Here is a 25,008-nt window from a genome sequence, read left to right as displayed (position 1 = left end):
TACGAGGTGCACGATACAAGCTGCAGGGACGTGCGACGGCGGCACCGCCAGGTTCAATGGGCGGTCAGGCGGAGCGTGTGCTTCTCGGGGGACGTTCGGGACCAGACGGTATATGCCCGGCGAACAGGGAATCGGGCGCCAGCGCCGGAAGCGGCGCGCGCAGGGTCAAGGCGTGCAAGGCCGGCATGCCGGGCGGCGCCGTGGCGCCCACGGTGCAGGCGCCATGGTTGCTGCAATCGTGGCCGTGATGCGTGGCGCCGCCATCGTCCATGGCCATTTTCATCGGCTGGTCCGCCATTTGCATGTCGGCCATGTCGTGGCACGTGGGCGCCTCGATTGCGACAGCCGTGACGGTGACGGCGACCGCCAGCTCGCCCACGCAGCAGCTGCGCATGGCCGACGCAAAGCCCTGCAAGGGCAGCGTGACGGCCAGCAGCCAGAGCAGCGAGCGGGCGAGAAAGCGGAAAAAGGCACGGTTCATGGCACAACTATAAACCTTCCCACATGAGGAAGGTCAAGCCCCTATTTGCGCCGGTAGCCGTGCGTCAGCCAGATGACGTAGACACCGTAGTAGCCCTGCCCTTCGAATATGACCTGGCCGTCGGCGAAGGAGATTGTCTCCACTTTATTGACGATGAAATACGCGCGGTTGTCCGCCGCCTCCACGTCGCCCCAGTAGCGTGGAACCTGGTTCCGGTAGCCGCTGGCTCGCCCGATCGCGTCCATCAAATCGCTGATCATGAAGTCGTACAGCATGTCGGCCAGCAGCGGCCGGTGGCCCGCCAGCATGGCCGTGATGTCGGGATAGCCGGCCTGCATCAGCTCGGGCAAGTCGCTTTCCTCGTCCTGCAGGTCATCCTCGCGGCAAGTCTGAATAAAACTGTTGAACGGCTCGTCGAGCAGGGGCGCCAGCGCCGTTTCCGGCACGCTCAGGCGGAACGGATGCAGCGGCAGCACACTATGCTGGCCATAGTTGAGTCCGCGGCAGCCTAGGAAGGACAGCGGGTGCGGCTGTCCAGCGACTTCGCAGCGGATGCCAAGTTCTTGCTCAAACGTCATTCATCCACCCCTGCCATCCCCTTGTCCTCGTTGTACTTGATCAGGGTCACATGGTAAGCGCTGGCGGGCAACCCGGACAGGCTCAGATGCGACAGAAAACAGCGGATCAGTTTATCAGGCCGGCTCCGTGATGCCCACGCAATTGCGCCCGTTTTCCTTGGCCACGTACAGGGCCGCATCGGCTGCCAGCAGCACGGCGTCCGCACCGCCCACCTTGCCCGCTTCCTGTTCCGACGACACGACGCCCAGCGATACCGTGACAAAGCCCGCGCCGGGAATCACGGCGGCGGCCACCTTGGCGCGCAAACGTTCGGCCACCTGCATGGCCACGTCCAGGTCGGCATCGGGCAGCAGCATGATGAATTCATCGCCGCCAGTACGGCACAGCACGTCGGCATCGCGCGAACAGGAGCGCATCAGCTGCGCCAGTCGCAGGATGACTTCGTCGCCCACGGCATGGCCCCAGCGGTCGTTGACTTGCTTGAAATGGTCGATGTCGATGGCGACGACGGAGAACGGCCGCGCCTGCGCCTGCCATGCATCGAGCGCCGCCGCCATGCCGCGCCGGTTCGACAGGCCCGTCAGCGGATCCGTCTCCACGTCGGTCTTCAGCTTGCCGATCTTGTTCTGCAACAACGCCAAACCCTTGAGCAAGGCCCTCTTGATCTGCGCCGCCTCCACATACCAGGCGCGGATGGCGCCGATGTGCTCGGCCGTGCCGGGCGCATCCATGCGCCGTGCGCCCTCGGCCAGTTGCACCAGCGGCCGGGAAATCAGGCTGGCCAGCCACCAGATGAATGGCAGGCTCAGCAAGGCGATCGGCAGCGAATGCCACACCGTATTGGCCATCAGCTGGTTCAGCGGGGCCAGGGTCATGGCAGTCGGGCGCTGCGCCACGATGCCCCAGCCCGTCGACGGCATGACGGCGTAGCCGGCCAGCATGTCCACGCCCAGGCTGTTGTGCATGCGCCGGTTGCCGCCGCCCTGCTGCGCGATGATGGTGTCGATGACGTCATTCTTGCCGGCCACGTCGCCCAGGCGCCCGGGGTCCGGGTGGTACAGCAGGCGCCGGTTCTGGTCGACCACGTACAGGTAGGAGCCGTCGCGGTAGTAATGCTGGCCCAGCATGGTGTACAGGATGTTTTTCTGTTTCAGGTAAATGCTGCCGCCCACATAGCCGAGGTAGCGGCCATCCTTGCCAACGATGGGATGCGAAATGAAGACCACCAGGTTGCCGGCCGAGGAAACGTAGGGCTGCGTCACCAGCGGACGCCGTTCGCGCAGCGCCTGGATGGCGCCGGCCGAATCGAGCGTGCGGTTTTTCAGGGCCAGCGTTTCCGGCGACACGCCCAGCACCTTGCCCTGGGCATCGACGATGAGCACGGAATTGAAACTGTTCGTTTGCAGGCGCAGGCGCTGTGCCTCGTCCGTCAGCCATTGCTCGTCGCCCAGGCGCGATGGCAGGCTGCCGGCGCTGTAGGCCAGCTGCTGGCGCGCCGACTGCAGGAAATCCTCGGCCGTGCTCGCCAATTTGCTCGCGTACGCGTGGTTCGCTTCCAGGGTGGTATCGATCAGCAGCTGGCGCTGCACGCTGTAGCTGGCATAGAAAGTATTGGCCAGGGACACCAGGGCGCTGGCAAAGGCCACGAGCACGATCAAACGGCGCAAATTCATGCGCAGAACAGGTTTAGTCCACATGGGGTTGGCAAGATTTGGAAAGTATTGCGCTAAAGAAAGAGCGCATTATACCGAGAGGCCCGTGCCAATATTGAAATCTTGGCATCCATGGTCAAAGAAAGTGTACAAGCGGCAACGCAGAGCGCTGCCGCTTTGACCTACATCAAGCGTGGATGGCGTGCTTGCGGACCCAGTCCACGTAACGCTGCATCCAGCCCTGGAAAAAGCCCAGGCTGGCCGGTCCGATGCCGCCATGTTCGTCGAACAGGCCGTCCTTGGCCTGGATAAACATTTCAGGCTGGTTCAGCAGCGGCACGTCCAGGTAGGACAGCACATTGCGCAAATGCTGCTGCGCCAGGGCCGTGCCCGTGGCGCCGACGGAAACGCCCAGCACGGCGCCCGGCTTGCCGCCCCACACGCTCTGGCCATACGGACGCGAACCGTGGTCGAGCGCGTTTTTCAGCACGCCGGGGATCGAGCGGTTGTATTCGGGGGTGAGGAAGAGCAAGGCTTGCGAAGCGGAAATGTCAGATTTGAGGCGCAGCACCTGCTCGGACTGCGCGCCATCGTCATCCTGGTTATACAGCGGCAAGTCGCCGATGTCGATGTGCTTGAAGGAAAACTCGGGCGGCGCCAGCTTGACGAGCGCATCGGCCAGCTTGCGGTTGAAGGAATCCTTGCGCAGGCTGCCGACGATGATAGCAACGTTATATTGACTCATATAAATCCCCGATCTTGGTTAATAGAAAGCCCTGGAGTGAAGCTCACGCCAGGGCTATCTTGCCACACAATCATCGGTTTCGCGCTGCTTAACGTGCGCCGGCAAGCCCTTGGTATTCGCGATAATAGCGTCCGCCCAAATTGGTCAACACTTCGTAGCCGATGGTATTGGCCATGGCCGCGACTGCGTCGACCGGGTGTTCGGCGCAGATCAGGTCGACCAGGCTGCCCGGCGCGACGCGCTCTTCGGCGATGGCGCTCACGTCGAGCGTGATGGAATCCATCGAGATGGCGCCGATCTGCGGCACTTTCACGCCATCGACGATGGCCAGGCCCTGGTTGCTCATGCTGCGCAGCCAGCCATCGGCATAGCCGACGGACACCGTCGCCACCTGGCGCGGCTCGCTGGCCGTGTAGCGGCGGCTGTAGCCCACGTGGTCGCCGGCGGCGATCGTGCGCGTCTGCAGCACCTTGCCTTGCAGCCGCACCACGGAGCGCAGGGGATTCGGTTCGCCGCCCTGCGGCCCGATGCCGTACAGGGCGGCGCCGGGGCGCACCAGGTCAAAGTGATAATCGGGCGACAAGAAGATGCCCGAGGAATTGGCCAGGCTGGCGCGGTACTGCGGCAAACGGGCGCGGATGGCGATGAAACGGGCCAGCTGTTCGCCATTCATGGGGTTGCCGCGTTCGTCGGCGCACGCCAGATGGCTCATGATGTAGCGCACCTTGATGCCGTCCAGAAAGTGCGTATCCAGCAGCCAGGCGTCGATTTCCTGCGGCGACAGACCCATGCGCGACATGCCGCTGTCGACCTGCACATTCGCCTCCAAGGTTTTGCCCAGCGCCTGCGCATGCGCGCGCCAGCCGGCCACCTGCGGCTCGCTGTTGAGCACGGGAATCAGGCCATGGGCCGTGAATTCGCCTTCCGTGCCGACGGGCGGACCGTGCAGCACGAAGATGGCCGCGTCCGGCGCCACGTGCGGGCGCAGGCTGATGCCCTCTTCCAGGTGCGCCACGAAGAAATGCCGGCAACCTTCTTCATACAGGGCCGCGCCCACTTGCGCGGCGCCCAGGCCATACGCGTCGGATTTGACGACGGCCGAGCAGGCGGCCGGGTGCGCCTTGTCGCGCAGCAAGCGGTAATTGGCGCGCACGGCGTCCAGATCCACCGTCAGGATGGCGCCGCTACGTTCCTTGGGAGGCATGCTGGCCGCCATCTCAGGCCGCCGCGTGCTGCAGTTTGCCCTGGCCCTGCGCGCCGCTGTAGCGGCTGACGGACAGGTCGTCGGCCAGGATGGCCGGCTTTTTCGACGACATCAGGTCAGCCAGCAATTGCGCCGAACCGCAGGACATGGTCCAGCCCAGGGTGCCGTGACCCGTGTTCAGGAACAGGTTGCGCAGCGGCGTGCGGCCGACGATCGGCGTGCCGTCCGGCGTCATCGGACGCAGCCCCGTCCAGAAAGTCGCTTCCGCCGTGTTGCCGCCGCCGGGGAACAGGTCGTTGACGACCATTTCCAGGGTTTCGCGGCGGCGCGGGTTCAGGTTCAGGTTGTAGCCGGCGATTTCCGCCATGCCGCCCACGCGGATGCGGTCGTCGAAACGCGTCACGGCAATTTTATAGGTTTCATCGAGGATGGTCGATACGGGCGCTTTGGCCGCATTGACGATAGGCACGGTGATCGAATAGCCCTTCAATGGATACACGGGAATGTCCAGCAGCGGCTTCATGAAGCCCGTCGAGTAGGAACCGAGCGCCACGACATAGGAATCGGCCCTGACGATTTCCGCGCCGCATTGCACGCCAGCGATTTCGTCGCCCTGCGTCAGCAGCGCGTCGATGGACACGCCATAGCGGAACTTCACGCCCAGCGCCTCGGCCATCTCGGACAGGCGGGTGGTAAACAGCTGGCAATCGCCCGTTTCATCGTTGGGCAGGCGCAGGCCGCCGAACAGTTTATCCTTGACAGCTTCGAGTGCCGGCTCGGCGCGCGACAACTCGTTGCGCTGCAGTACTTCATATGGCACACCCGCATCTTTCAATACTTCGATATCCTTGGCGGCATCGTTGTATTGCTTTTCAGTGCGGAACAATTGCATCGTGCCTTGCTGGCGGCCTTCATAGGTGATGCCGGCCTCGGCGCGCAGCACCTTGAAGCAGTCGCGGCTGTATTCAGCCAGGCGCACCATGCGTTCCTTGTTCACGGCATACGCTTCCGGTGTGCAATTACGCAACATCTGCCACATCCATTTGAGCTGGGCGGCGCTGCCGTCGAGCGAGATGGCCAGCGGCGCGTGACGCTGCATCATCCACTTCACGGCTTTCAGGGGAATGCCGGGCGCGGCCCATGGCGAAGCGTAGCCGGGCGAGATTTGCCCCGCATTCGCGAAGCTGGTTTCCAGTGCCGGGCCCGGCTGGCGGTCGATGATGGTCACCTCATGTCCTGCCTTGGCCAGATAGTAAGCACTGGTGACGCCGATGACGCCGCTACCCAGAATCACGATACGCATAGTTTCCTCATTATATTTTTTAGGCTGACGCCAGATTAACCGCTATCATATTGGGAAAGAGCCAGTATTTGTTCACGTATAAATCGAGATATTCAGCAATAAATCATGAGAATCCTTAAAGAATCGGCACGTGGCCTCGACAAGCTGGATCGCCACATCCTGCGCATCCTGCAACAGGATGGCCGCATCTCGATGAAAGACCTCGGTGAACAGGTGGGACTGTCCATCACGCCCTGCATCGAGCGGGTCAAGCGCATGGAGCGCGACGGCGTCATCACGGGCTACCATGCCAAGGTGAACCCGGCCGCGCTGGGCGCCAAGCTGCTCGTCTTTGTAGAGATTACGCTCAATCAAAAATCCGCGTCCGCCTTCGAGCAATTCCGCCGCGAAGTGCTGCAGATTCCCGAGGTGCAGGAATGCCACCTGGTGTCGGGCGACTTCGATTACCTGATCAAGGCGCGCATCCATGAAATGGCCGAGTACCGCAAACTGCTGGGCGACATGCTGCTGCAGCTGCCGGGCGCCGCGCAATCGAAAAGCTATGTGGTGATGGAAGAAATCAAGGAAACCCTGGCGCTGTCGACCGACGTATTGCAGAGCCGGTAAAAGTACCGCCAGCCGGCACCAAAGGCATCGATTTTTGCGCCTTTGTATAATCTTGTAGCACATTCTGGGCGACACAAGCACACTGCCCTCCTGACATCACGCCCGTCCCCTCTGAGATTGGAAGCAGTGATGCACATTGGGAGTCCGTATGAACACATTGATAAAACTGGCAGCTTCCTGCCTCGCGGGACTGGCCGTGGCCATGTGCACCGCCAGTGAATACAAAGTCAACCGCGCGCCGGACAATGGCGCCATCTATCAGAACATCAAGGTCGGCAAGACCACCCGCCTCGACCTCGACGCGGCCCTGGGCAACGCCACCGTCGTGAGCTTCGATCCCGGCTATGAAGTCTGGGTCTACAAGAACCAGCTGCAAGCGCCCAAGGTGACGCGCCTGATTCCCCTGCTGGGCGAAAAAGGCACGCGCGAAGTGGCCGTCATGTTCGACCAGGCCGGTATCGTCAAGAAATTCCGCATCCACGAGCCGCGCGAGTAAGCCCATGCGGACGCGCCCACCGCGTCCTCTTGTTCTACACTGGCGTTTTATCCTCCGGTGCCTCCATGCAATTACCCGCAAGCCTCGCCCATATCTCGGCGGAACAAGACTGGCAACACACGACAGCGTATCCACCGCTCGGTTTTATTCCTTTCTCTGAAGGCGCGCTGGGCAATGGCGACACCTTCGGCCTGTACTGGCCCATCGGCCGCGAAGCGAGCGAGCCCATCGTCGTCGAGACGTGGCACGACGAGTGGCGCATCCAGCCGCACTTTTCCAGCCTGGCGGCCTTCCTGCAAGCCCACGCGGCAGCGGAAGACGAGTATGTCGGCACGCCAACCCTGGCCGACGACCCCGCCTCGCCGCGCGCCGCCTTCCTGGAAGCCAAGGAACAGATCGCGCAGCGCAAGCCGGAGGCGGCCATCGCCCTGCTGGAAGCGGCGCTGGCCATCGTGCCCGAATATACGGACGCGCTGGCCTTGCTGCACGGCCAGTATGTGCGCGCGGGAAGAACCGATGCCGCCGTCAGGGTGGCCATCCAGGCCATCATTTCGCCACCGTCCTTTGGCGGCCCGCCACTGAAAGCCTTGCAATGGCTGCGCGCGCAGCCGGTGCCGGACGGGGAAATTGACCCCATCTGGCGCGCCTGCGGGCAATTGTCGTTCCACTTTGGCGGCAGCAAGGAGAATGCCGATTACCCCGTGCTAATGACCGCCATCGCCAGCTACCTGGCGCAAGACAACCATGTTGGCGCCTCGACCCTGATGCAGACGTATGCCGAATTGATGAGCGCGGAAACCGTGTCTTTCCAGGAACGCTATGGCTTCGATGCCAGCGCTTTCATCGGGCGGCAAATCACCGTCAGCGCGATGCTGCCGCAAGGCAGCCGCGACCCTGCCACGCTATGGCCAGGCGACCTGGCTTGATTGCTGCCGAAACAGCTTGCGATATGCCGATGGCGAGGTCTGCAGGCTGGTACGGAAATGCTGGCGCAGCGACAGGGCCGTGCCGAAGCCGGCCTCTTGCGCCACGACATCGATCGAGGCCGCGCTCTTTTCCAGCATGCCTTGTGCATGTGCCAGGCGCTGGTTCAGCAGCCACTGCTTGAACGACGTACCCGTCGCCTGGCGAAAGTGGCGCGTAAAATTGCGCCGGCTCATGGCGGCCCGTTCGGCCAGCGCGTCGATGCTGTGCGCCTGGCCCAGGCTGGCTGTCACACTGGCCAATACCTCGGCAAAGCGCCCTTCGCTGCCGGACACGGGCAGCGGGCGCTCGATGAATTGCGCCTGCCCGCCCTGGCGGTGCGGCGCCACGAGCAACCGGCGCGCCACCCGGTTCGCCACTTCGGCGCCCGCCAGCTGGCGCAGCAGATACAGGCAGCAATCGAGGCCGGCCGCCACGCCGGCCGACGTCAGCACGGCGCCATCGTCCACGTACAGCACTTCCCGGTCCACCCTGACCTTGGGATAGCGGGCCGCCAGCCGGTCCGCCATGCCCCAGTGCGTGGCCGCGCTCTTGCCATCCAACAAGCCCGCCTGCGCCAGGGGAAACGCGCCCAAACATAGCCCCACCATGCGCGCCCCGCGCCGGCTGGCCGCCTGCAACGCCGCGACCAAGGGCGCCGCCCCATCACGGCAATCGTCGTGCCAGGCCGGCATGATGACGATATCGGCCCCATCCAGTCCTTCCAGGCCGAACTCGGGCGTGATGCCAAAGCCGGCCGCCGTGCGCAAGGGCGCGGGATCGGCCGCGCACACGCGCACGTGGAAAGGCGGCAGATCGGCCTCGTCCGTCTGGGCGCCAAACACGAGGCAAGGCACGGACAGGTGAAATGGCGTCATGCCGTCAAAGGCGATCACGGCTACCGTCAGAGGAGCGGCATGGGCAAGAGTAGTAGTCATGGCCCGATTTTATCGCACACTGGCCTTCGGGCCACTTTTTATTTGCATCGCGCGGCTTGACAATGGCTGTATCGGGGAAGTCCTTCCCCTTTCAACCATTCAAGGAGTCACGCATGTCCAACACTACCGCACCACGCCGCGCCCTGCTCGTCATCGACGTGCAAAATGAATACTTTACGGGCGACATGCCCATCGAATACCCGTCCGTCGACATCTCGTTGCCGAATATCGTCACCGCCATGGCCGCCGCCCGCGCCGCCGGCGTGCCCGTGATCGTCGTCCAGCACGATGCGCCGGAAGCCTCGCCCATCTTCGCCAAAGGCAGCGACGGCTGGCAGTTGCATCCGCAAGTGGCCTCCTTTGCCGCCGACCACCGCATCAACAAGAGCATGGGCAGCGCCTTTGCGGGCACGGATCTGCGCGCCTGGCTCGATAGCCACAACATCGACACCTTGAGCGTGATCGGCTACATGACGCACAATTGCGACGCCGCCACCATCTACCACGCCGCGCACGATGGCTTGCAGGTGGAATTCCTGCAGGACGCCACAGGCACCCTGCCCTACGCCAACGCGGGCGGCACGGCCAGCGCCGAGGAAATCCACCGCGTCTTCAGCGCCGTCTTCCATTCGAATTTCGCCGCCGTCGCCAGCACGCAGGACTGGCTCAATGCCGTGCGCGAGGGCAAACCGCTGGAAATAGACAATATCTATCTGTCGAACCAGCGCGCGCGCAAGGCGCAGGTGAACTGACGCCGGCGGGAATGGACGGGTATCATGCGTCCATTCCCTATTTGATGATGAACGATGCGAAAAATAACTGTGCTCGGTTCAAGCGCTGTTGGCTTGTTCCTGCTGGCCACGGCCGCGCTGGTGCTCGATGGACTCAACGACAACCCGGCCCCCGCCGACGTGATCGTCGTGCCCGGCAATACGATCCTGCCTGACGGCACGCCCAGCCCACGCCTGCAGGCGCGGCTCGACGCGGCGCTCAAGCAGTTCCAGGAAAACAGGGCGCCGCGCATTCTCGTCAGCGGGGCGACGGGCAAGGAAGGTTTTGACGAGGCCGCGGCTATGGCCCGCTACCTGCAGTCGCGCGGCGTGCCCGCCAGCGCCATCCTTGAGGATAATCAAGGCTGGACGACGGACGCCACGGCCCGCAACACGGCGCTTCTCATGCGCCAGCACGGCTGGCAGACAGCCATGGTCGCCACGCAATACTTTCACGTGCCCCGCTTCCGCCTGGCGTTGCAACGCGCCGGCATCAGCGTCAGCGGCAACGTGCACGCGCCCTACTTCGAGCTGCGCGACCTGTACTCGGTGCCGCGCGAAACGGTGGGTTATGCCGCGTATTTCATGCGCCATTGATACCAGTTCACTCGCTCCAGTCGCGCGAGCGTTCCACGGCCCGCTGCCACTTGTGCAGCCGGCTCAAGCGTTCATCGGCCGCCATCTGAGGCTCGAAACGGCGTCCCACCTGCCATTGGGCGGCGATTTCTTCCTGCGAATCCCAGAAACCCACGGCCAGGCCCGCCAAATAAGCGGCGCCCAGGGCCGTCGTTTCCGTCACCACGGGGCGCACCACGGGCACATTTAATATGTCGGCCTGGAATTGCATCAGCATGTCGTTGCGGGCCGCGCCGCCGTCGACGCGCAATTCGGATAGCGCGATGCCCGCATCATCCTGCATGGCGGACAAGACGTCCACGTTCTGGTAAGCCACGCCCTCCAATGCCGCGCGCGCGATATGCGCCTTGCCCGTGCCGCGCGTGATGCCGATCAGGGTGCCGCGCGCGTACGGGTCCCAGTACGGCGCGCCGAGGCCCGCGAACGCGGGCACGAATACCAGGCCGCCCGAATCGGGCACGCTGGTGGCCAGCGCTTCCACTTCGGACGAGTCGCGGATGATGCCGATGCCGTCGCGCATCCATTGCACGGCCGCACCGGCGATGAAGGCGCTGCCTTCCAGCAAATAATCTGTCTTGTCGCTGCCCGCGCCCAGGCTCCAGCCCACCGTCGTCAGCAGCCGGTTTTTCGATGGCAAGGGGCGCTTTCCCACGTTCATCAGCATGAAGCAGCCCGTGCCGTAGGTATTCTTCGCCATACCCGGTTTCAGGCACGCCTGGCCGAACGTGGCCGCCTGCTGGTCGCCCGCGATGCCGGCGATCGGCACGGACACGCCCAGCAATGCCGCATGCGTGTGTGCGGCCACGCCGCTCGATGGCACGACATCGGGCAGCAGGGAAGCGGGAATGCCCAGCAGCGCCAGCAAGTCCGTGTCCCACTGCAAGGTGTGGATATTGAACAGCATGGTGCGCGCCGCGTTGCTCGTGTCCGTCAAGTGCGCGCCGCTCATCTTGTAGATCAGCCAGCTGTCGACGGTGCCGAAGGCCAGCTCGCCCCGTTCGGCGCGCGCGCGGGCGCCGGCCACGTTGTCGAGCAGCCATTTGAGTTTGGTGGCGGAAAAATAGGCGTCCAGCACGAGACCCGTCTTTTTCTGGATCAAGTCCGCCTTGCCCTGCTCGACCAGTTGCTCGCAATAGGCGGCATTTCTGCGGTCTTGCCAGACGATGGCGTTGGCGACGGGTTCGCCCGTGGCGCGGTCCCACAGCACCGTCGTTTCACGCTGGTTGGTCACGCCGATGGCGGCCACGTCGGACGCCGCCACGCCGCTGTCGCGCAGCACTTGCTGCAGCACGCCCTCTTGCGAGACCCAGATTTCGTTCGCGTCATGCTCGACCCAGCCCGGCTGGGGGAAAATCTGGCGAAATTCGCGCTGCGCGCTGGCGTGCGGCCGGCCCGCATGGTCGAACAGGATGGCGCGCGAACTGGTGGTGCCCTGATCTAAAGCAAGTATGTAGTTGGTCATTGTCTGGTGGTGCAAATCGGGTAAAAACAGGCACGGAGCCATCAAGCTCCGTGCCTCGGGACAGCGGCGGCAGTTTACCTTACCTTGCCTTCTTTCCAGGCTTGCAGCAGCTTGTCGTAGGCAATCGTTTCACCCTTCGGCTTTTCATTCGCCAGCTTTTTCCATGGAGCGTGCTGGTCCGACAGATACTGGTTCGGATCAACTTTCGGATTGAGCTTGGGTGCGCAGGCCTTCATGCCGGCCCGCTGCAAGCGCGCCATGACCTGGTCCATTTCCTCGGCCAGATTATCCATGGCGGCCTGCGGCGTTTTTTCCGCCGTAATCGCCGTGGCCACGTTCTTCCACCACAGCTGCGCCAGCTTCGGATAGTCGGGCACGTTGTTGCCCGTCGGCGTCCACGCCACTCTGGCCGGGCTGCGGTAGAACTCGATCAAGCCGCCGTACTCGTTCGCGTGTTTCGTGAAGTAATCGTGGCGGATGTCGGAGTCGCGGATGAAGGTCAGGCCGACGATGGATTTCTTCAGCGACACGGTTTTCGACGTAACGAATTGCGCGTACAGCCAGGCGGCGGCCTTGCGGTCGTCCGGCGTGGACTTGAACAGGAACCAGGAACCTACGTCCTGGTAGCCGTTCTGCATGCCCTCTTTCCAATACGGGCCGTGCGGCGACGGCGCCATGCGCCATTTCGGCGTGCCATCCTTGTTCACCACCGGCAAGCCGGGTTTCGTCATGCCGGCCGTAAATGCCGTGTACCAGAAAATCTGCTGGGCGATTTCACCCTGCGCCGGCACGGGGCCCGATTCCGAGAAATTCATGCCGTTCGCCTGCGGCGGCGCGTATTTCTTCATCCAGTCGATATATTTCGTCAGCGCAAAGACGGCCGCCGGCGAATTGGTGGCGCCGCCGCGCGACATCGATGCGCCCACGGGCGTGCACTTGTCGGCCGCGACCTTGATACCCCATTCGTCGACAGGCATGCCGTTCGGAATGCCCTTGTCGGCCGCGCCAGCCATCGACAGCCAGGCATCCGTGAAGCGCCAGCCCAGCGAAGGATCTTTCTTGCCGTAATCCATGTGGCCATAGACTTTCTTGCCGTCCAGTTCCTTCACGTCATTCGTGAAGAAATCGGCGATGTCTTCATAGGCGGACCAGTTCTGCGGCACGCCCAGCTCGTAGCCATACTTGGCCTTGAACTTGGCTTGCAAATCCTTGCGCGCGAACCAGTCGGCGCGGAACCAGTACAGGTTGGCGAACTGCTGGTCGGGCAGCTGATACACCTTGCCGTCCGGCGCCGTGGTAAAGCTGATGCCGATGAAATCCTTCAGGTCCAGGCCGGGATTGGTGAATTCCTTGCCCTTGGCGGCCATGTAGTCGGACAGCGGCTCGACGGCGCCGTAGCGGTAGTGGGTGCCGATCAGGTCGGAATCGGAAATCCAGCCGTCATAGATGCTCTTGCCGGACTGCATGGAAGTTTGCAGCTTTTCCACCACGTCGCCTTCCTGGATGATGTCGTGGCGCACCTTGATGCCCGTGATTTCCTCGAAAGCCTTGGCCAGGGTCTTCGATTCGTAGACGTGGGTGTCGATGGTTTCCGAGACCACGGAAATTTCCTTGATGCCCTTGGCTTTCAGCTTGGCCGCCGCATCGATGAACCATTTCATTTCAGCAAGCTGTTGCTGCTTGCTCAGGCTGGATGGCTGGAATTCCTTGTCGATCCAGGTTTGCGCCTGCTTGGCGTCGGCCAGGGCCGCATTCGACACGAGCATGGCCGCAGCCGCGAAGACCGTGAACTTCAATTTCATCGTGAATCTCCCTTATAGTTGTCATCCGGCCTGCCGGAGGCTGGCCGCTTTTTCATCTACGATTTAACACACCCAACTAACTTAACGCACCTGACAGAAGCGTAGCGAGCGGCAGTGATTTGTGGCCGAGAAGCGCAACCGTACTTTAGTACGGTGAGCATCGCCGGCCGCAAAGCGCGCCGCGCAGTAGCTTATGTCAGATGCTCTCACCCCCAACGCATTACCACTAACAACACTACAAAACTGATGCCGGCCCCGATGGCCTGCTGCATTTCCGTGAACCCCGCCCACGCCAGATTCACATACGCGGCCGTGAGCAAACCGATGAACAGGCGGTCGCCGCGCGTGGTGGGCATGGGCAAAAATCCCTTGCGTGCTATGCTGGGCGAACGGATTTGCCACACCGTCATGCCGGCCAGCATCAAGCCGATGCAAATGAAGAAGATGGCCACTTCCGGCGTCCACGCCATCCAGCCGAACAGGCTGGCTGTGCTATCGGTATTTTCCATGTCATACCCTCCCCATCGCAAAACCTTTGGCAATGTAATGCCGCACGAACCAGATCACCAGCGCGCCAGGCACGATGGTCAGCACCCCGGCCGCCGCCAGCACGCCCCAGTCCATGCCGGCCGCCGACACGGTGCGCGTCATGGTGGCGGCAATCGGCTTGGCATTGACGGACGTCAAGGTGCGCGCCAATAACAGTTCCACCCAGCTGAACATGAAGCAGAAAAACGCCGTCACGCCCACGCCTGACTTGATCATCGGCAAGAAGATGCGGATGAAAAAGCGGGGGAAACTGTAGCCGTCGATATACGCCGTTTCGTCGATTTCCTTGGGCACGCCGGACATGAAACCTTCCAGTATCCACACGGCCAGCGGCACGTTGAAGACCATGTGCGCCAGCGCCACGGCCAGGTGCGTATCCATCAGGCCGACGGTGGAATACAGCTGGAAGAACGGCACGAGGAAGACGGCGGGCGGCGTCATGCGGTTGGTCAAGAGCCAGAAGAACAAATGCTTGTCACCGACAAAGTTGTAGCGCGAGAAGGCATAAGCTGCCGGCAAGGCGACCGTGACCGACATCACCATGTTCAAGGCCACGTAAATCATGGAATTGATGTAGCCGCTGTACCAGGAGCGGTCGGTAAAAATCGTGTGGTAGTTGGCAAACGTCAGTTGCTGCGGCCACAGGCTCAACACCCCGACGATTTCCTCGTTGGTCTTGAGCGACATGTTGAGCATCCAGTAGATGGGCAACAATGACGCCAGCAGGAAGACGACGAGGATGGCGCTGCTCATTTTCTTGTGCATCATTTCTGGTCTCCCGTGCCGACTCTCTGCATCCACGTGTACAGCACAAAGCAGAACAGCAGGATGATGAGGAAATAGATCAGGGAAAACGCGGACGCCGGCCCCAGGTCGAACTGGCCCACGGCCTTTTGCGTCAGGTATTGCGACAAAAAGGTGGTGGCATTGCCCGGTCCGCCGCCCGTCAGCACGAACGGTTCCGTGTATATCATGAAACTGTCCATGAAGCGCAGCAACACGGCGATCATCAGCACATTGCGCAGTTTCGGCAGCTGGATGTAGCGGAACACGGCCAGACGCGAGGCGCCGTCGATGCGCGCCGCCTGGTAATACGCGTCGGGAATGGCGCGCAAACCCGCATAGCACAGCAGCACGACGAGCGGCGTCCAGTGCCAGATATCCATCACCATCACCGTCAGCCACGCGTCGAGCGAATTGCCGTTGTAATTGTAGTCAAAGCCCAGCTGGTTCAGGGTGTAGCCCATCAGGCCGATGTCGCCGCGGCCAAAGATTTGCCAGATGGTGCCCACCACGTTCCAGGGAATCAAGAGGGGCAGCGCGATCAGCACCAAGGCGAGGGACGCCTTCCAGCCATCGGCCGGCATGCACAGGGCAATCAAAATACCCAACGGAATCTGGATCGCCAGCACGGAGCCGGAAAACAGCAGCTGGCGCAGCAAGGCGCTGTGCAAGTCACCGTCGAGCATGACCATGCGGAACCACTCCGTGCCCACGAAGACCTTTTGCGTGGGGCTCAGAATATCCTGCACGGAATAGTTCACCACCGTCATCAGGGGCAGGATGGCGGAAAAGGCCACGCACAGCAGCACGGGCAGGATCAATAGCCAGGCGCGGCGGTTGTTATCGGTTTTACCGTTATGTATCATCAGGCCACCCGCTTATCGTTGACATAGAACAAGGTGCGTTGCGGCGGAAAGCGCAGCCGCACAGCATTCCCGGCGACGGCATCGATGGCGCGCAGCTTGGCCGCCACCGTCGCGCCACCCAGCTGGAATTCCGCCAGGTAATGCGTGCCCATGTTGCGCACGGCAGTGACCTTCGCGTCCAGGCAATGATCATTCCCCTCGCCCGCTTTCAGGCATTCGACGAATTCCGGCCGCACGCCCACCGTGATTTTCCCTTGCGCGCCAGACAGCGCCGCGCGCGCGGCGGCGGACACGGCCAGCAGTTGTCCCGCCACGCGCACGCCGCCATCGTCCAGGGTGCAATCGAGCAAGTTCATGCCCGGATTGCCAATGAAGTAGCCGACAAACGTGTGTTCCGGTTCCTCGAACAGCGCTTGCGCACTGCCCGTCTGCACCACTTCGCCCTGCGTCATGACGACCACCTGGTCGGCAAAGGTCAGCGCTTCCACCTGGTCGTGCGTAACGTAGATCAAGGACAATTTCAGTTCGTGGTGGATTTCCTTCAACTTTCTGCGCAGCAGCCATTTCAAATGCGGGTCGATCACCGTCAGCGGTTCGTCGAACAGCACGGCCGCCACGTCGGGGCGCACGAGGCCGCGTCCCAGCGAAATCTTTTGCTTGGCATCCACGGACAAGCCGCTGGCGCGCAGTTTCAGGTCGCCCGTCAATTCCAGCATCTGCGCCACTTGCTGCACGCGCTTTTTCACCTCGATCTCTTTCCAGCCGCGATTGCGCAACGGAAACGCCAAGTTGTCGTGCACGGTCATGGTGTCGTAAATGACGGGAAACTGGAACACTTGCGCGATATTGCGTGCTTCCGTGGGCAGTTGCGTCACGTCCTTGCCGTCGAACAACACCTTGCCATGCGACGGTTTTACCAGACCGGAAATAATATTGAGCAAGGTCGTCTTGCCGCAGCCGGACGGCCCCAGCAAGGCGTAGGCGCCGCCGTCATGCCACGCCATGCTCATGGGCCGCAGCGCATAGTCGGCGGGTGCCGTCGGATTCGGTTTGTAGGCGTGGGCCAGGTCGACCAGTTCGATGCGCGCCATGTCACACCCCTCCCTGCGCAGGAGCGAACAGCAGGCCGCCGTCTTGCGCGAAGATCAGCAAGGCATGCGGCTGGCAATACACGGTACAGGCACTGCCGATCTCCAGGTTGTGTACGCCGCCGAGCTGCGCCACCAGGGCCAGGTCGCCACGGCGCGCATGCACATAGGTTTCCGAGCCGCTGATTTCGGCCAGGTCCACCGTAGCCGCGATGGCCACGTCGCCATCGGACTGCGGCGACAGATGCAGGCTGTGCGCGCGCACGCCGAGAATCACCTGCGTGCTGCCACCCAGGCGGGCGCGCTGCTCACCGCTCAAGTGTATCGACAGGCCGTCGGCCGCCTGCGCCACGCCGGCAGCATCCACGCGGGCGGGGATCAGATTGATGGGAGGGTCGCTGAAGGTGCGCGCCACGTCGATGGAATTGGGCGCGTTGAAGACGTCCAGGGTCGGCCCCTGCTGCAGCAAACGTCCCTCGTGCAGCACGGCCACGTGGCCGCCCAGCTGCAGCGCTTCCAGCGGTTCCGTGGTCGCATACACGACCGTCGTGCTGCCGCTGGAAAACAGTTCCGTCAATTCGCGGCGCAATTCCTCGCGCAGTTTGTAGTCGAGATTCACCAAGGGCTCGTCGAGCAGCAGCAAGGACGCATCCTTGATCAGCGCGCGTCCCAGCGCCGTGCGCTGCTGCTGTCCGCCCGACAATTCTCCGGGCGTGCGCTGCAGATACGGCGTGATATGCAGGCGCTCGGCCAGCGCCAGCACCTTGCTGCGTATCTGTTCCTCGGGTTCCTTGCGCAAGCGCAAGGGCGAAGCGATATTGTCGTAGACGGTGAAGGCCGGATAGTTGATGAATTGCTGGTACACCATGGCCAGGTTGCGTTTGCTGACGGGCACGCCCGTCACGTCGACGCCATCGGCCGTCACGGTGCCCCCGCTTGGCTTGTCCAGGCCCGCCATCACGCGCATCAGGGTCGTCTTGCCGGCACGCGTGGTGCCCAGCAGGACGTTGATGGCGCCCGGCACGAGGGCCAGCGACATCGGATATAAAAAGTCGTCAGCCCCCTGCTTCCTGCTGATCTTGTCCAGTACCAGTTGCACGCGCTTCTCCTCCAGTGATGGTTTCTTATTCTTCGCCGCACCCTCTGCGGGGCGCGGTCGCCAACGTGTGCTACTTATGACAACGGATGCTGCAACAGCCAGGCATCGAGCCTGTCCGCCGTCTCGCGCGGCAGGTGCAGGCCCAGCTTCGAGCGCCGCCACAGGATGTCGGCCGCGCTGACGGCCCATTCATGGCGCCGCACATAATCGACTTCCGCCGCGTACAGGCCGGCGGCGATTTCCTCACCCATGGCCGCCACGTCCGCCCGCCCGGAGAGCAGCACGTGGATGCGCGTGCCGTAGGCGCGTGCATAGCGCGCCACCAGCGCCGCCGGCAGCCACGCGTACTCGCGCTGCAAGCCTTGCACGAACTGGCCGAACTCGCGCACGGCCCTATTCTGCGGCGTGCTGCCGTACACGTCGCCGCCAGGCAGGCAGGCGCTGGCTGTCCAGGCCGGCAGCGTATTGCCCAGCAAGGGCGCCAGCATGTCCATCGCTTCCTCGGCCAGCTTGCGAAACGTGGTGATCTTGCCGCCGAAAACACTGAGCAGCGGCGCACCTTCCCGGTCCAGCTCGAAACGGTAATCGCGCGTGACGGCCTTGGCGTCGGCCGCCGCGTCTTCCACCAGCGGGCGCACGCCCGCATACGTCCACACCACGTCGGCCGGCACGATGGGCTTGCTGAAATAGTAACTGGAAAGCTCGCACAAGTAACGAATTTCCTCGTCATCGATTTCCACCTTGCCACGGTCGCCTTGGTAGTCGAGGTCGGTGGTGCCGATCAGGGTGAAATCGTGCTCATACGGAATGGCAAACACGATGCGCCCGTCCGGATGCTGGAAGATATACGCGTGATCATGCTCGAACAGGCGCTTGACGACGATATGGCTACCCTTGATCAGGCGCAAATGGCGTCCCTGTCCACCGGGCGCCGCCTGCTGCAGGAACTCGGCCGTCCACGGCCCGGCCGCATTGACGACGCTGCGCGCCCGCACGGTCGTCTGCCTGCCGCTGGCGTGCTGCAAGGTGGCCAGCCAGGAAGCGCCCTCCCCCTCGCCTTCGCGTGCCAGCATCGTGCAGCGCGTGCGCGTCAGCACGTGCGCGCCCTTGTCCGCCGCGTCGATGGCGTTCAGCACCACCAGGCGCGCATCGTCAACCCAGCCGTCGGAATACACGAAGCCACGCTTGAACTCGGGTTTCAAGGGTGCGCCGGCCGCGTGGCGGGTCAGGTCGATGCCGCTGGAGGCCGGCAGGATTTCCCGCTTCGCCAGCATGTCATAGAGGAACAGGCCGGCGCGTATCAGCCAGGCCGGACGCTGGCCCTTGGCATGCGGCATGACGAAGCGCAAGGGCCACATGATGTGCGGCGCCGAGCGCAGCAGCACTTCGCGCTCGATCAGCGCCTTGCGCACGAGGCCGAATTCATAGTATTCGAGGTAGCGCAGGCCGCCGTGTATCAGCTTGGTGGAGGCCGACGAAGTGTGGGACGCCAGGTCATCCTTTTCGCACAGCAGCACGGACAGGCCGCGGCCCGCCGCGTCGCGCGCGATGCCGGCGCCATTGATGCCGCCGCCCACCACCAGCACGTCGCATGCCATCGCTGTCTCCACACCCTGCTGTGCTGCGGCCATCGGGACTCCGTATCTGTCGGGGACACGCTGGCGAGGAAAGACTAGGCATCGCCGGCGACTGTCGTTAAGATCAATACTTAGCTAATACGAATGCAATATGAATAAGGTTACGCCAGAATACGAACTCATAGCAACATATTTTTAGTACTATTTGTTCGTTTCTGTTCGTTTTGATTTTTAAAGAGAGCACCATGATCCTGAATCCCCGCCAGCGCCGCCTGCTCGAAGTGGTGCGCCAGAAGGTCACCATGTCCGTCGAAGAGCTGGCCCAGCAGCTGGCCGTGACGCCGCAAACCGTGCGCCGCGACGTCAAGCAGATGGAAGAAGCGCGCCTGCTGGCCCGCTACCATGGCGGCGTCGGCTTGCCCTCGTCCGTGGAAAACATCGATTACAGCCAGCGCCAGGTGTTCAACAGCGACGCCAAGCGGCGCATCGCCGCCGCCGTCGCCGCGCAAGTGCCGCACGGCTGTTCGCTGCTGATCAATATCGGCACGACGACCGAGGAAGTGGCGCGCGCGCTGGGCCGGCACACGGGCTTGCACGTGGTGACGAACAACCTCAACGTGGCCGCCATCCTGGCCGACAACGCCGCCTGCGAAGTCATCGTGGCCGGCGGCGTGGTGCGCGGGCGCGACCGCGGCATCGTCGGCGAAGCGACGATCGACTTCATCCGCCAGTTCAAGGTCGACATCGGCATCATCGGCATTTCCAGCATCGACGAAGACGGCAGCCTGCGCGACTTCGATGCGCGCGAAGTGAAGGTGGCGCAAGCCATCATCGAGCAGTCGCGCGAAGTGTGGCTGGTGGCCGACCAGCACAAATTCGGCCGCAAGGCGCTGGTGCGGCTGGCCGACCTGGCGCAAGTCGACGTCTTGTTTACGGATGCGCCGCCACCGCCCCGCTTTGCCGAAGTATTGCGCGAAGCGGGCGTGAAGGTGGTGCTGGCCTGAGCGGACCACGTTTCTGCATGAAAACCTCGCACTGTCGCGCGGGCAATACGCCGTGTGTGGGCAAGCACACGCAATGATATGAAATATTTATCAATTCGGCAAAAATGCTGTTACCATTGATGCAACAAGAGTTATTTTTTTAATCTTCCTCTCCGGCAATACGATTATTGGCTTGTTATTGCTTTTTATCTATCCAGAGCAAGAAAAAAGGAAAAACTCTTTGCCGGTAAGTGATTTCCTGTGAAAACAGTGTTAAAACTACCTCAAGCACGATGATAGTTCCCAAACAAACCACTCGACAGCAAGCGTGAAGGCCTTAACCATGCCGGCAACGCCGCCCAGTGAAGGAAAAGAAATGAGCCATAATTTTGAAACGGCCGCCATGCCGCAAGCCGCCCATCCCAACAGCGTCCCCGTCAGCGAGCTGGAAGCCCATCTCGGTTACTGGCTGCGTTTCGTTTCCAACCACGTTTCCCACAGCTTCCAGAAGAAAGCCGAAGCCAATGGCGTGACGGTCTCCGAATGGGTGGTGCTGCGCGAAATGTTCCGCCTGGGCTGCACCTCGCCCACGGTACTGGCGCAAGTGTCCGGCATGAGCAAGGGCGCCGTCTCGAAATTGATCGACCGTCTGGAAAGCAAGGGCATGGTCAGCAAATCGATCCTGCTGGCCGACCGCCGCCAGCATTCGATCGAGCTGACCACGGAAGGCGAGGCGCTGGTGCCCGTGCTAGCCGGGATGGCCGACCAGAACGACGAGGAATTCTTCGGCAAGCTGCCGCGCCAGCTGCGCGACGACCTGCTCGAAGCGATGAAGGAAGTGGCGCGCACGCATCAGCTCAAGAGCGCGCCGCTGAACTAAGGCAATCCTGGCAAGGGTGACACGCTGGCGCGGGCGCTTCGGCTATGATGCTGGCCTGACTGTTTACCAGGAACACGCATGGCCCTGCACATCGAAACTCCCTTGCTCAACTCGCGCGCCCTGAGCCTGCACAGCGAACGCGCCATCTGGCTCAAGCTCGAAGCCTTGCAGCCGCCCGGCTCCTTCAAGATCCGCGGCATCGGCCTCGCCTGCGAAGAATACGCGCGGCGCGGCGCCAGCCGTTTCATCTCCTCTTCCGGCGGCAATGCCGGCATCGCCGTCGCCTATGCGGGACGCCAGCTGGGCATTCCCGTCATCGTCGTCGTACCTGAAACGACCAGCGAACGGGCCAGGGCCCTGATCGCGCAGGAAGGCGCCGAAGTCATCGTGCACGGCGCAGCGTGGCAGGAAGCGAACGCGCTGGCGCAGTCGATGCTCACGCCGCAAGACGCCTTTTTGCACCCATTCGACGATCCGCTGCTGTGGCAGGGCCACGCCGGCATGATCGATGAAGTGGCCAGCGCGGGCCTGAAGCCGGACGCCGTGGTGCTGTCGGTCGGCGGCGGCGGCCTGCTGGCCGGCGTGGCCGAAGGCTTGCAGCGCAACGGCTGGGATGACGTGGCCATCGTGGCCGTGGAAACGCAAGGCGCGGCCTCGCTGGCCGCGGCCGTGGCTGCGCGCGAACACGTGGCCCTGCCGGCCGTGACGAGCATCGCCACGTCGCTGGCCGCGCGCCAGGTCTGCGCGCAGGCGTTTGCCATCAGCCAGACGCGCCTGCTGCACAGCGTGGTGGTGTCGGACCGGGCCGCCGTCGACGCCTGCCAACGCTTCATCACCGACCAGCGCCTGGTGGTGGAACCAGCCTGCGGCGCGGCGCTGGCCGCCGTCTACGGCAAGGCGCCGGAACTGGCGCCCTACCGCAATGTGCTCGTCATCGTCTGCGGCGGCGTGACGGCCACCACGCAGCAGCTCGACCACTGGAGCGCCACCCTGTAGCTAGGGCGCCGCCTCGAGCAGGGCCACGCCATCGCGGCCCTGCCCCTTGGCGGCATACAAAGCCTGGTCGGCCAGGTCCAGCAGCTGCGCCGGCGTCAGCGCGCCTTCGCGGAAGATGGCGATGCCGATGCTGGTCGTCACCGCCAGCGGGCCGCTGGCCAGCGCGAACGGCTGGCGGATGGCGTCGATGATCTTGGCGCCGACCTGGCGCACTTCGGCCGCGCCGTTCACGCCTTCGAGAATGATCACGAATTCATCGCCGGCCAGGCGCGCCACCAGATCGCTGGCGCGCACGCTGCGCACCAAGCGCGCGGCGAATTCCTTCAGCACCTCGTCGCCCGCCTTGTGTCCCAGGCTGTCGTTGATGGCCTTGAAGCGGTCGATGTCGAGATAGGCCAGCGCCATCGGCGCGCGCGCGGCCCGCGTGCGCTGCATGCTTTGCGCCAGTTGCTCGTCGAAGCGGCGCCGGTTGGCGATGCCCGTCAGCGTGTCGGTGGCGGCGGCAAACTGCAGCGCCGTGTGCACCGCCTTGGTCTTGGTGATTTCGTGGATCAGGCCATACACGCCTTCCACCGCGCCGCTCTCGCCCACATCGGGCACGTAGCTGGTCTGGAAGGCGCGCTGGCCGGCATCGCCCTCGCCGCCGATGGAGAATTCATACTCGACTTCCTCGCCCGCGAAGGCGCGCAGCAGGTACTCCTCGCGCAGCTGGTAGGCTTCCTCGCCCAGCACGTCGCGGATCGACTGCATCATGCTCTCCTGCCGCGACCTGCCGAACCATTTTTCAAACGTCGCGTTGATGAACTGATAGCGGTGCTCGCGGTCGATGTAGACGATCACCACGGGCACATGGTCCGTCAGCAGTTTCAAACGCCGCTCGCTGTCGCGCGTCTGCGCCTCGGCGATTTCACGCTCGGCCACCAGCGAATAGAAATCGCGGCTCAAGTCGCCGATCTCGTCGCGCCGCTCGATTTGCAGCACGTCGATCCCCAGGCGATGGCGACGGATCTCATGCACCTGGTGGCGCAAGCGCGCCAAAGGCTGCAACAGGCGCAGCACCACGCGCCAGCCGGCCAGGCCCGCCAGCGCCGCCAGCAGCACGGCGGCCAGCAGAATCTTGCTGCGGATCGCGTGCAGCGGCGCGAACGCGTCGCGCATCGGATACACGGACGCCAGTATCCAGCCCGTCGAGGCGATGCGGTGGTAGGCAAACAGCGCATCGACGCCTTGCGTGGTGGTGCCCGTCAGCCAGCCCTCGAAGCCCTGCATGGCGCGCCGCGTGGGCACGCTGACGGGGCCGTGCGCTTCGATATGCTGCATGATGCGCGACTTGTCGGGATGCTCGACGATCACGCCGGTGCTGGTCATGATGTACAGGTAGCCGCCCGGACCCGGCTTGAGGGCGCCCAGCCGGCCCAGGAAATCGGGCTGGCGCAAGTTGACGCTGGCCGCCAGCACATAGCGCACGCCGCCCTGCGCGTCGAACACGGGCTGCGTCACCACCACGATGGGCATGCCGGAAATGCTGCCGTTGAGCGGCGCGGAAATCACCGAGCGCCGCGTCGCCAGCGTCTGTTCAAAGTAAGGACGGCCCTTCACGTTCAGCCCCGCCTGCGGCTTGAAGGGACTCACGCTGGCCAGGACGATGCCGTCGAGGCCGACCACGCCCGCCGAATAAAACTCCTTGCCCAGTACCGTTTGCGCGGCCAGGAAACGCTGCAGGCTGGCGCCGTCGTGCGCGCCGCCGGCCGCCAGGCTGTCTGCCATCGCGCGCAGCACATTGCGCTTCGCGTCGAGTTCTTCATCGATGAAGACGGCGGCGCTGGACAGCGAGACGTACTGCTGGCGCCCCGTCACGTCGCGCATGCCGCGCTCGGCCACGGCCAGGGTGGCCAGCGCCAGCGAGGCCACCGCGCCCAGCACGAGCAGGAAGACGACCACGCTCATGCGCGCCTTCAGACTGGCGGGCAGGCGCCGGCGCAGCCATGTGCGCCAGGTCGTCACGGCCGCTGCTGCAAATGCCGGCACAGGCGCTCGACCGATTCTTCCAGCGCCAGGGTGCCCGTATCCAGGGTCAGCGCGGCGGCCAGCGGCGCTTCATAGGGGGCCGACACACCCGTGAATTCAGCGATCCGCCCCGCGCGCGCCTTCGCGTACAGGCCCTTGACGTCGCGCGCCTCGCACACGGCCAGCGGCGTGCTGACGTGGACTTCGATGAAATGCGCCGCGCCGATGATGGCGGCGGCCATGGCCCGGTCGGCGCGGCTGGGCGAGATGAAGGCGGCGATGACGATCAAGCCTGCCCCGTTCATCAGGCGCGCCACTTCGGCCGTGCGGCGGATGTTTTCATGCCGGTCTTCGGGCGTAAAACCGAGGTCGCGGTTCAAGCCATGGCGCAGCTGGTCGCCGTCAAGCACCGTCACGGCGCGGCCCTGCACCTTGAGCCGGCGCGCCAGCGCCTCGGCGATACTGGATTTTCCGGCGCCGCTCAAGCCCGTCAGCCAGACCGTGGGGTGTTGTCCTGCTGTCATCACACTGCCTCTCTTTTGT

25 protein-coding genes are annotated in these 25,008 nt (G+C 63.4%); 8 read left to right on the top strand and 17 right to left on the bottom strand.

The features are described 5' to 3' along the window. Positions 1 to 64: 64 nt before the first annotated feature. From HWE17_RS08585 to HWE17_RS08560, 6 genes are all read right to left on the bottom strand, one after another. Positions 65 to 481 (bottom strand): hypothetical protein, encoded by a 417-nt coding sequence (locus HWE17_RS08585; RefSeq protein WP_035820071.1) that lies wholly within the window; start codon positions 479 to 481, stop codon positions 65 to 67. Between the two features lie 41 nt (positions 482 to 522). Continuing rightward, positions 523 to 1,059 (bottom strand): hypothetical protein, encoded by a 537-nt coding sequence (locus HWE17_RS08580; RefSeq protein ID WP_176388479.1) that lies wholly within the window; start codon positions 1,057 to 1,059, stop codon positions 523 to 525. Positions 1,060 to 1,173: 114 nt separating this feature from the next. Next, positions 1,174 to 2,757: a sensor domain-containing diguanylate cyclase gene (locus HWE17_RS08575; protein WP_176388478.1), complete on the bottom strand. Its 1,584-nt coding sequence runs from the start codon at positions 2,755 to 2,757 to the stop codon at positions 1,174 to 1,176. A 142-nt stretch (positions 2,758 to 2,899) separates the two neighbouring features. After that, the gene (locus HWE17_RS08570) at positions 2,900 to 3,457 is read right to left on the bottom strand and encodes an NADPH-dependent FMN reductase (RefSeq protein ID WP_035820076.1); all 558 of its coding nucleotides are present in this window, start codon (positions 3,455 to 3,457) and stop codon (positions 2,900 to 2,902) included. An 88-nt stretch (positions 3,458 to 3,545) separates the two neighbouring features. Then, complete coding sequence (alr, locus tag HWE17_RS08565) at positions 3,546 to 4,661, bottom strand: alanine racemase (protein ID WP_255206165.1); 1,116 nt, start codon at positions 4,659 to 4,661, stop codon at positions 3,546 to 3,548. Between the two features lie 13 nt (positions 4,662 to 4,674). After that, the gene (locus HWE17_RS08560) at positions 4,675 to 5,964 is read right to left on the bottom strand and encodes a D-amino acid dehydrogenase (RefSeq protein ID WP_176388476.1); all 1,290 of its coding nucleotides are present in this window, start codon (positions 5,962 to 5,964) and stop codon (positions 4,675 to 4,677) included. A 105-nt stretch (positions 5,965 to 6,069) separates the two neighbouring features. On the opposite strand from HWE17_RS08560, the gene HWE17_RS08555 reads away from it, so the two are divergent. The 3 genes from HWE17_RS08555 (at position 6,070) to HWE17_RS08545 (ending at position 7,992) form a co-directional block, all read left to right on the top strand. Next, a complete protein-coding gene (locus tag HWE17_RS08555) occupies positions 6,070 to 6,570 on the top strand; it encodes an Lrp/AsnC ligand binding domain-containing protein (RefSeq protein WP_034754979.1) in 501 nt (166 codons plus the stop codon). 148 nt (positions 6,571 to 6,718) lie between these two features. Continuing rightward, positions 6,719 to 7,066 (top strand): hypothetical protein, encoded by a 348-nt coding sequence (locus HWE17_RS08550; protein WP_035820081.1) that lies wholly within the window; start codon positions 6,719 to 6,721, stop codon positions 7,064 to 7,066. Positions 7,067 to 7,131: 65 nt separating this feature from the next. After that, on the top strand, positions 7,132 to 7,992 hold the full coding sequence (locus HWE17_RS08545; protein ID WP_176388475.1) for a tetratricopeptide repeat protein: 861 nt from the start codon (positions 7,132 to 7,134) through the stop codon (positions 7,990 to 7,992). On the opposite strand, the gene HWE17_RS08540 is transcribed toward HWE17_RS08545, so the two are convergent. Further along, positions 7,969 to 8,967, bottom strand: coding sequence for a GlxA family transcriptional regulator (locus HWE17_RS08540; protein WP_176388474.1), 999 nt, complete (start codon positions 8,965 to 8,967; stop codon positions 7,969 to 7,971). The two genes, HWE17_RS08545 and HWE17_RS08540, sit on opposite strands and share 24 nt — an antisense overlap. Before the next feature lie 113 nt (positions 8,968 to 9,080). Between HWE17_RS08540 and HWE17_RS08535 the strand changes: the two genes are divergently transcribed. Continuing rightward, positions 9,081 to 9,719, top strand: coding sequence for a cysteine hydrolase family protein (locus HWE17_RS08535; RefSeq protein WP_176388473.1), 639 nt, complete (start codon positions 9,081 to 9,083; stop codon positions 9,717 to 9,719). 54 nt (positions 9,720 to 9,773) lie between these two features. Beyond that, positions 9,774 to 10,334, top strand: coding sequence for a YdcF family protein (locus HWE17_RS08530; RefSeq protein WP_176388472.1), 561 nt, complete (start codon positions 9,774 to 9,776; stop codon positions 10,332 to 10,334). Between the two features lie 7 nt (positions 10,335 to 10,341). Here the strand turns inward: HWE17_RS08530 and glpK are convergent, their stop codons facing one another. The 8 genes from glpK to glpD all read right to left on the bottom strand — a co-directional run bounded on the left by glpK (position 10,342) and on the right by glpD (position 19,653). After that, on the bottom strand, positions 10,342 to 11,835 hold the full coding sequence (gene glpK, locus HWE17_RS08525; protein WP_176388471.1) for a glycerol kinase GlpK: 1,494 nt from the start codon (positions 11,833 to 11,835) through the stop codon (positions 10,342 to 10,344). Between the two features lie 74 nt (positions 11,836 to 11,909). After that, entirely contained in the window at positions 11,910 to 13,637 is a 1,728-nt protein-coding gene (locus HWE17_RS08520; RefSeq protein WP_034779106.1) for an ABC transporter substrate-binding protein, read from the bottom strand. 206 nt (positions 13,638 to 13,843) lie between these two features. Next, the gene (locus tag HWE17_RS08515; RefSeq protein ID WP_035827682.1) at positions 13,844 to 14,119 is read right to left on the bottom strand and encodes a DUF2160 domain-containing protein; all 276 of its coding nucleotides are present in this window, start codon (positions 14,117 to 14,119) and stop codon (positions 13,844 to 13,846) included. A 28-nt stretch (positions 14,120 to 14,147) separates the two neighbouring features. After that, positions 14,148 to 14,951: a carbohydrate ABC transporter permease gene (locus HWE17_RS08510; protein WP_176376880.1), complete on the bottom strand. Its 804-nt coding sequence runs from the start codon at positions 14,949 to 14,951 to the stop codon at positions 14,148 to 14,150. Further along, positions 14,951 to 15,835 (bottom strand): carbohydrate ABC transporter permease, encoded by an 885-nt coding sequence (locus tag HWE17_RS08505; RefSeq protein ID WP_034754965.1) that lies wholly within the window; start codon positions 15,833 to 15,835, stop codon positions 14,951 to 14,953. Before HWE17_RS08505 ends, HWE17_RS08510 begins: the two co-directional genes overlap by 1 nt. Then, positions 15,835 to 16,926, bottom strand: a complete 1,092-nt coding sequence (locus HWE17_RS08500) for an ABC transporter ATP-binding protein (protein ID WP_176388470.1) — start codon at positions 16,924 to 16,926, stop codon at positions 15,835 to 15,837. The genes HWE17_RS08505 and HWE17_RS08500 overlap by 1 nt, the downstream gene beginning before the upstream one ends. Position 16,927: 1 nt before the next feature. After that, the gene (locus tag HWE17_RS08495; RefSeq protein ID WP_176388469.1) at positions 16,928 to 18,022 is read right to left on the bottom strand and encodes an ABC transporter ATP-binding protein; all 1,095 of its coding nucleotides are present in this window, start codon (positions 18,020 to 18,022) and stop codon (positions 16,928 to 16,930) included. A gap of 74 nt (positions 18,023 to 18,096) precedes the next feature. After that, positions 18,097 to 19,653 (bottom strand): glycerol-3-phosphate dehydrogenase, encoded by a 1,557-nt coding sequence (gene glpD, locus HWE17_RS08490; RefSeq protein ID WP_255206164.1) that lies wholly within the window; start codon positions 19,651 to 19,653, stop codon positions 18,097 to 18,099. Between the two features lie 191 nt (positions 19,654 to 19,844). On the opposite strand from glpD, the gene HWE17_RS08485 reads away from it, so the two are divergent. From HWE17_RS08485 to HWE17_RS08475, 3 genes are all read left to right on the top strand, one after another. After that, positions 19,845 to 20,603, top strand: coding sequence for a DeoR/GlpR family DNA-binding transcription regulator (locus tag HWE17_RS08485; RefSeq protein WP_176388468.1), 759 nt, complete (start codon positions 19,845 to 19,847; stop codon positions 20,601 to 20,603). Between the two features lie 355 nt (positions 20,604 to 20,958). Next, positions 20,959 to 21,462 carry a MarR family winged helix-turn-helix transcriptional regulator gene (locus tag HWE17_RS08480; protein WP_051958782.1) on the top strand — a complete coding sequence of 168 codons (504 nt, stop codon included), beginning with the start codon at positions 20,959 to 20,961 and terminating at the stop codon, positions 21,460 to 21,462. A 78-nt stretch (positions 21,463 to 21,540) separates the two neighbouring features. Continuing rightward, complete coding sequence (locus tag HWE17_RS08475) at positions 21,541 to 22,458, top strand: pyridoxal-phosphate dependent enzyme (RefSeq protein ID WP_176388467.1); 918 nt, start codon at positions 21,541 to 21,543, stop codon at positions 22,456 to 22,458. Here the strand turns inward: HWE17_RS08475 and HWE17_RS08470 are convergent, their stop codons facing one another. Together HWE17_RS08470 and cysC are read right to left on the bottom strand one after the other, a co-directional pair. Continuing rightward, positions 22,459 to 24,462, bottom strand: coding sequence for a diguanylate cyclase (locus HWE17_RS08470; protein ID WP_176388466.1), 2,004 nt, complete (start codon positions 24,460 to 24,462; stop codon positions 22,459 to 22,461). Further along, positions 24,459 to 24,989, bottom strand: coding sequence for an adenylyl-sulfate kinase (cysC, locus tag HWE17_RS08465; protein ID WP_176388465.1), 531 nt, complete (start codon positions 24,987 to 24,989; stop codon positions 24,459 to 24,461). The genes HWE17_RS08470 and cysC overlap by 4 nt, the downstream gene beginning before the upstream one ends. Positions 24,990 to 25,008: the final 19 nt, after the last annotated feature.

Origin of the sequence: Janthinobacterium sp. BJB401 (assembly GCF_013372745.1) — a bacterium.
Classification (GTDB): domain Bacteria; phylum Pseudomonadota; class Gammaproteobacteria; order Burkholderiales; family Burkholderiaceae_D; genus Janthinobacterium; species Janthinobacterium rivuli.
This window is presented reverse-complemented; position numbering and strand designations above follow the sequence as displayed.

What these genes read in the sequence shown, in the direction of transcription:
- HWE17_RS08585 (WP_035820071.1), bottom strand. Translation starts at nt 481, where the DNA reads ATGAACCGTGCCTTTTTCCGCTTTCTCGCCCGCTCGCTGCTCTGGCTG.
- HWE17_RS08580 (WP_176388479.1), bottom strand. Translation starts at nt 1,059, where the DNA reads ATGACGTTTGAGCAAGAACTTGGCATCCGCTGCGAAGTCGCTGGACAG.
- HWE17_RS08575 (WP_176388478.1), bottom strand. Translation starts at nt 2,757, where the DNA reads ATGTGGACTAAACCTGTTCTGCGCATGAATTTGCGCCGTTTGATCGTG.
- HWE17_RS08570 (WP_035820076.1), bottom strand. Translation starts at nt 3,457, where the DNA reads ATGAGTCAATATAACGTTGCTATCATCGTCGGCAGCCTGCGCAAGGAT.
- alr (WP_255206165.1), bottom strand. Translation starts at nt 4,661, where the DNA reads ATGCCTCCCAAGGAACGTAGCGGCGCCATCCTGACGGTGGATCTGGAC.
- HWE17_RS08560 (WP_176388476.1), bottom strand. Translation starts at nt 5,964, where the DNA reads ATGCGTATCGTGATTCTGGGTAGCGGCGTCATCGGCGTCACCAGTGCT.
- HWE17_RS08555 (WP_034754979.1), top strand. Translation starts at nt 6,070, where the DNA reads ATGAGAATCCTTAAAGAATCGGCACGTGGCCTCGACAAGCTGGATCGC.
- HWE17_RS08550 (WP_035820081.1), top strand. Translation starts at nt 6,719, where the DNA reads ATGAACACATTGATAAAACTGGCAGCTTCCTGCCTCGCGGGACTGGCC.
- HWE17_RS08545 (WP_176388475.1), top strand. Translation starts at nt 7,132, where the DNA reads ATGCAATTACCCGCAAGCCTCGCCCATATCTCGGCGGAACAAGACTGG.
- HWE17_RS08540 (WP_176388474.1), bottom strand. Translation starts at nt 8,967, where the DNA reads ATGACTACTACTCTTGCCCATGCCGCTCCTCTGACGGTAGCCGTGATC.
- HWE17_RS08535 (WP_176388473.1), top strand. Translation starts at nt 9,081, where the DNA reads ATGTCCAACACTACCGCACCACGCCGCGCCCTGCTCGTCATCGACGTG.
- HWE17_RS08530 (WP_176388472.1), top strand. Translation starts at nt 9,774, where the DNA reads ATGCGAAAAATAACTGTGCTCGGTTCAAGCGCTGTTGGCTTGTTCCTG.
- glpK (WP_176388471.1), bottom strand. Translation starts at nt 11,835, where the DNA reads ATGACCAACTACATACTTGCTTTAGATCAGGGCACCACCAGTTCGCGC.
- HWE17_RS08520 (WP_034779106.1), bottom strand. Translation starts at nt 13,637, where the DNA reads ATGAAATTGAAGTTCACGGTCTTCGCGGCTGCGGCCATGCTCGTGTCG.
- HWE17_RS08510 (WP_176376880.1), bottom strand. Translation starts at nt 14,951, where the DNA reads ATGCACAAGAAAATGAGCAGCGCCATCCTCGTCGTCTTCCTGCTGGCG.
- HWE17_RS08505 (WP_034754965.1), bottom strand. Translation starts at nt 15,835, where the DNA reads ATGATACATAACGGTAAAACCGATAACAACCGCCGCGCCTGGCTATTG.
- HWE17_RS08500 (WP_176388470.1), bottom strand. Translation starts at nt 16,926, where the DNA reads ATGGCGCGCATCGAACTGGTCGACCTGGCCCACGCCTACAAACCGAAT.
- glpD (WP_255206164.1), bottom strand. Translation starts at nt 19,653, where the DNA reads ATGGCCGCAGCACAGCAGGGTGTGGAGACAGCGATGGCATGCGACGTG.
- HWE17_RS08485 (WP_176388468.1), top strand. Translation starts at nt 19,845, where the DNA reads ATGATCCTGAATCCCCGCCAGCGCCGCCTGCTCGAAGTGGTGCGCCAG.
- HWE17_RS08480 (WP_051958782.1), top strand. Translation starts at nt 20,959, where the DNA reads ATGAGCCATAATTTTGAAACGGCCGCCATGCCGCAAGCCGCCCATCCC.
- HWE17_RS08475 (WP_176388467.1), top strand. Translation starts at nt 21,541, where the DNA reads ATGGCCCTGCACATCGAAACTCCCTTGCTCAACTCGCGCGCCCTGAGC.
- cysC (WP_176388465.1), bottom strand. Translation starts at nt 24,989, where the DNA reads ATGACAGCAGGACAACACCCCACGGTCTGGCTGACGGGCTTGAGCGGC.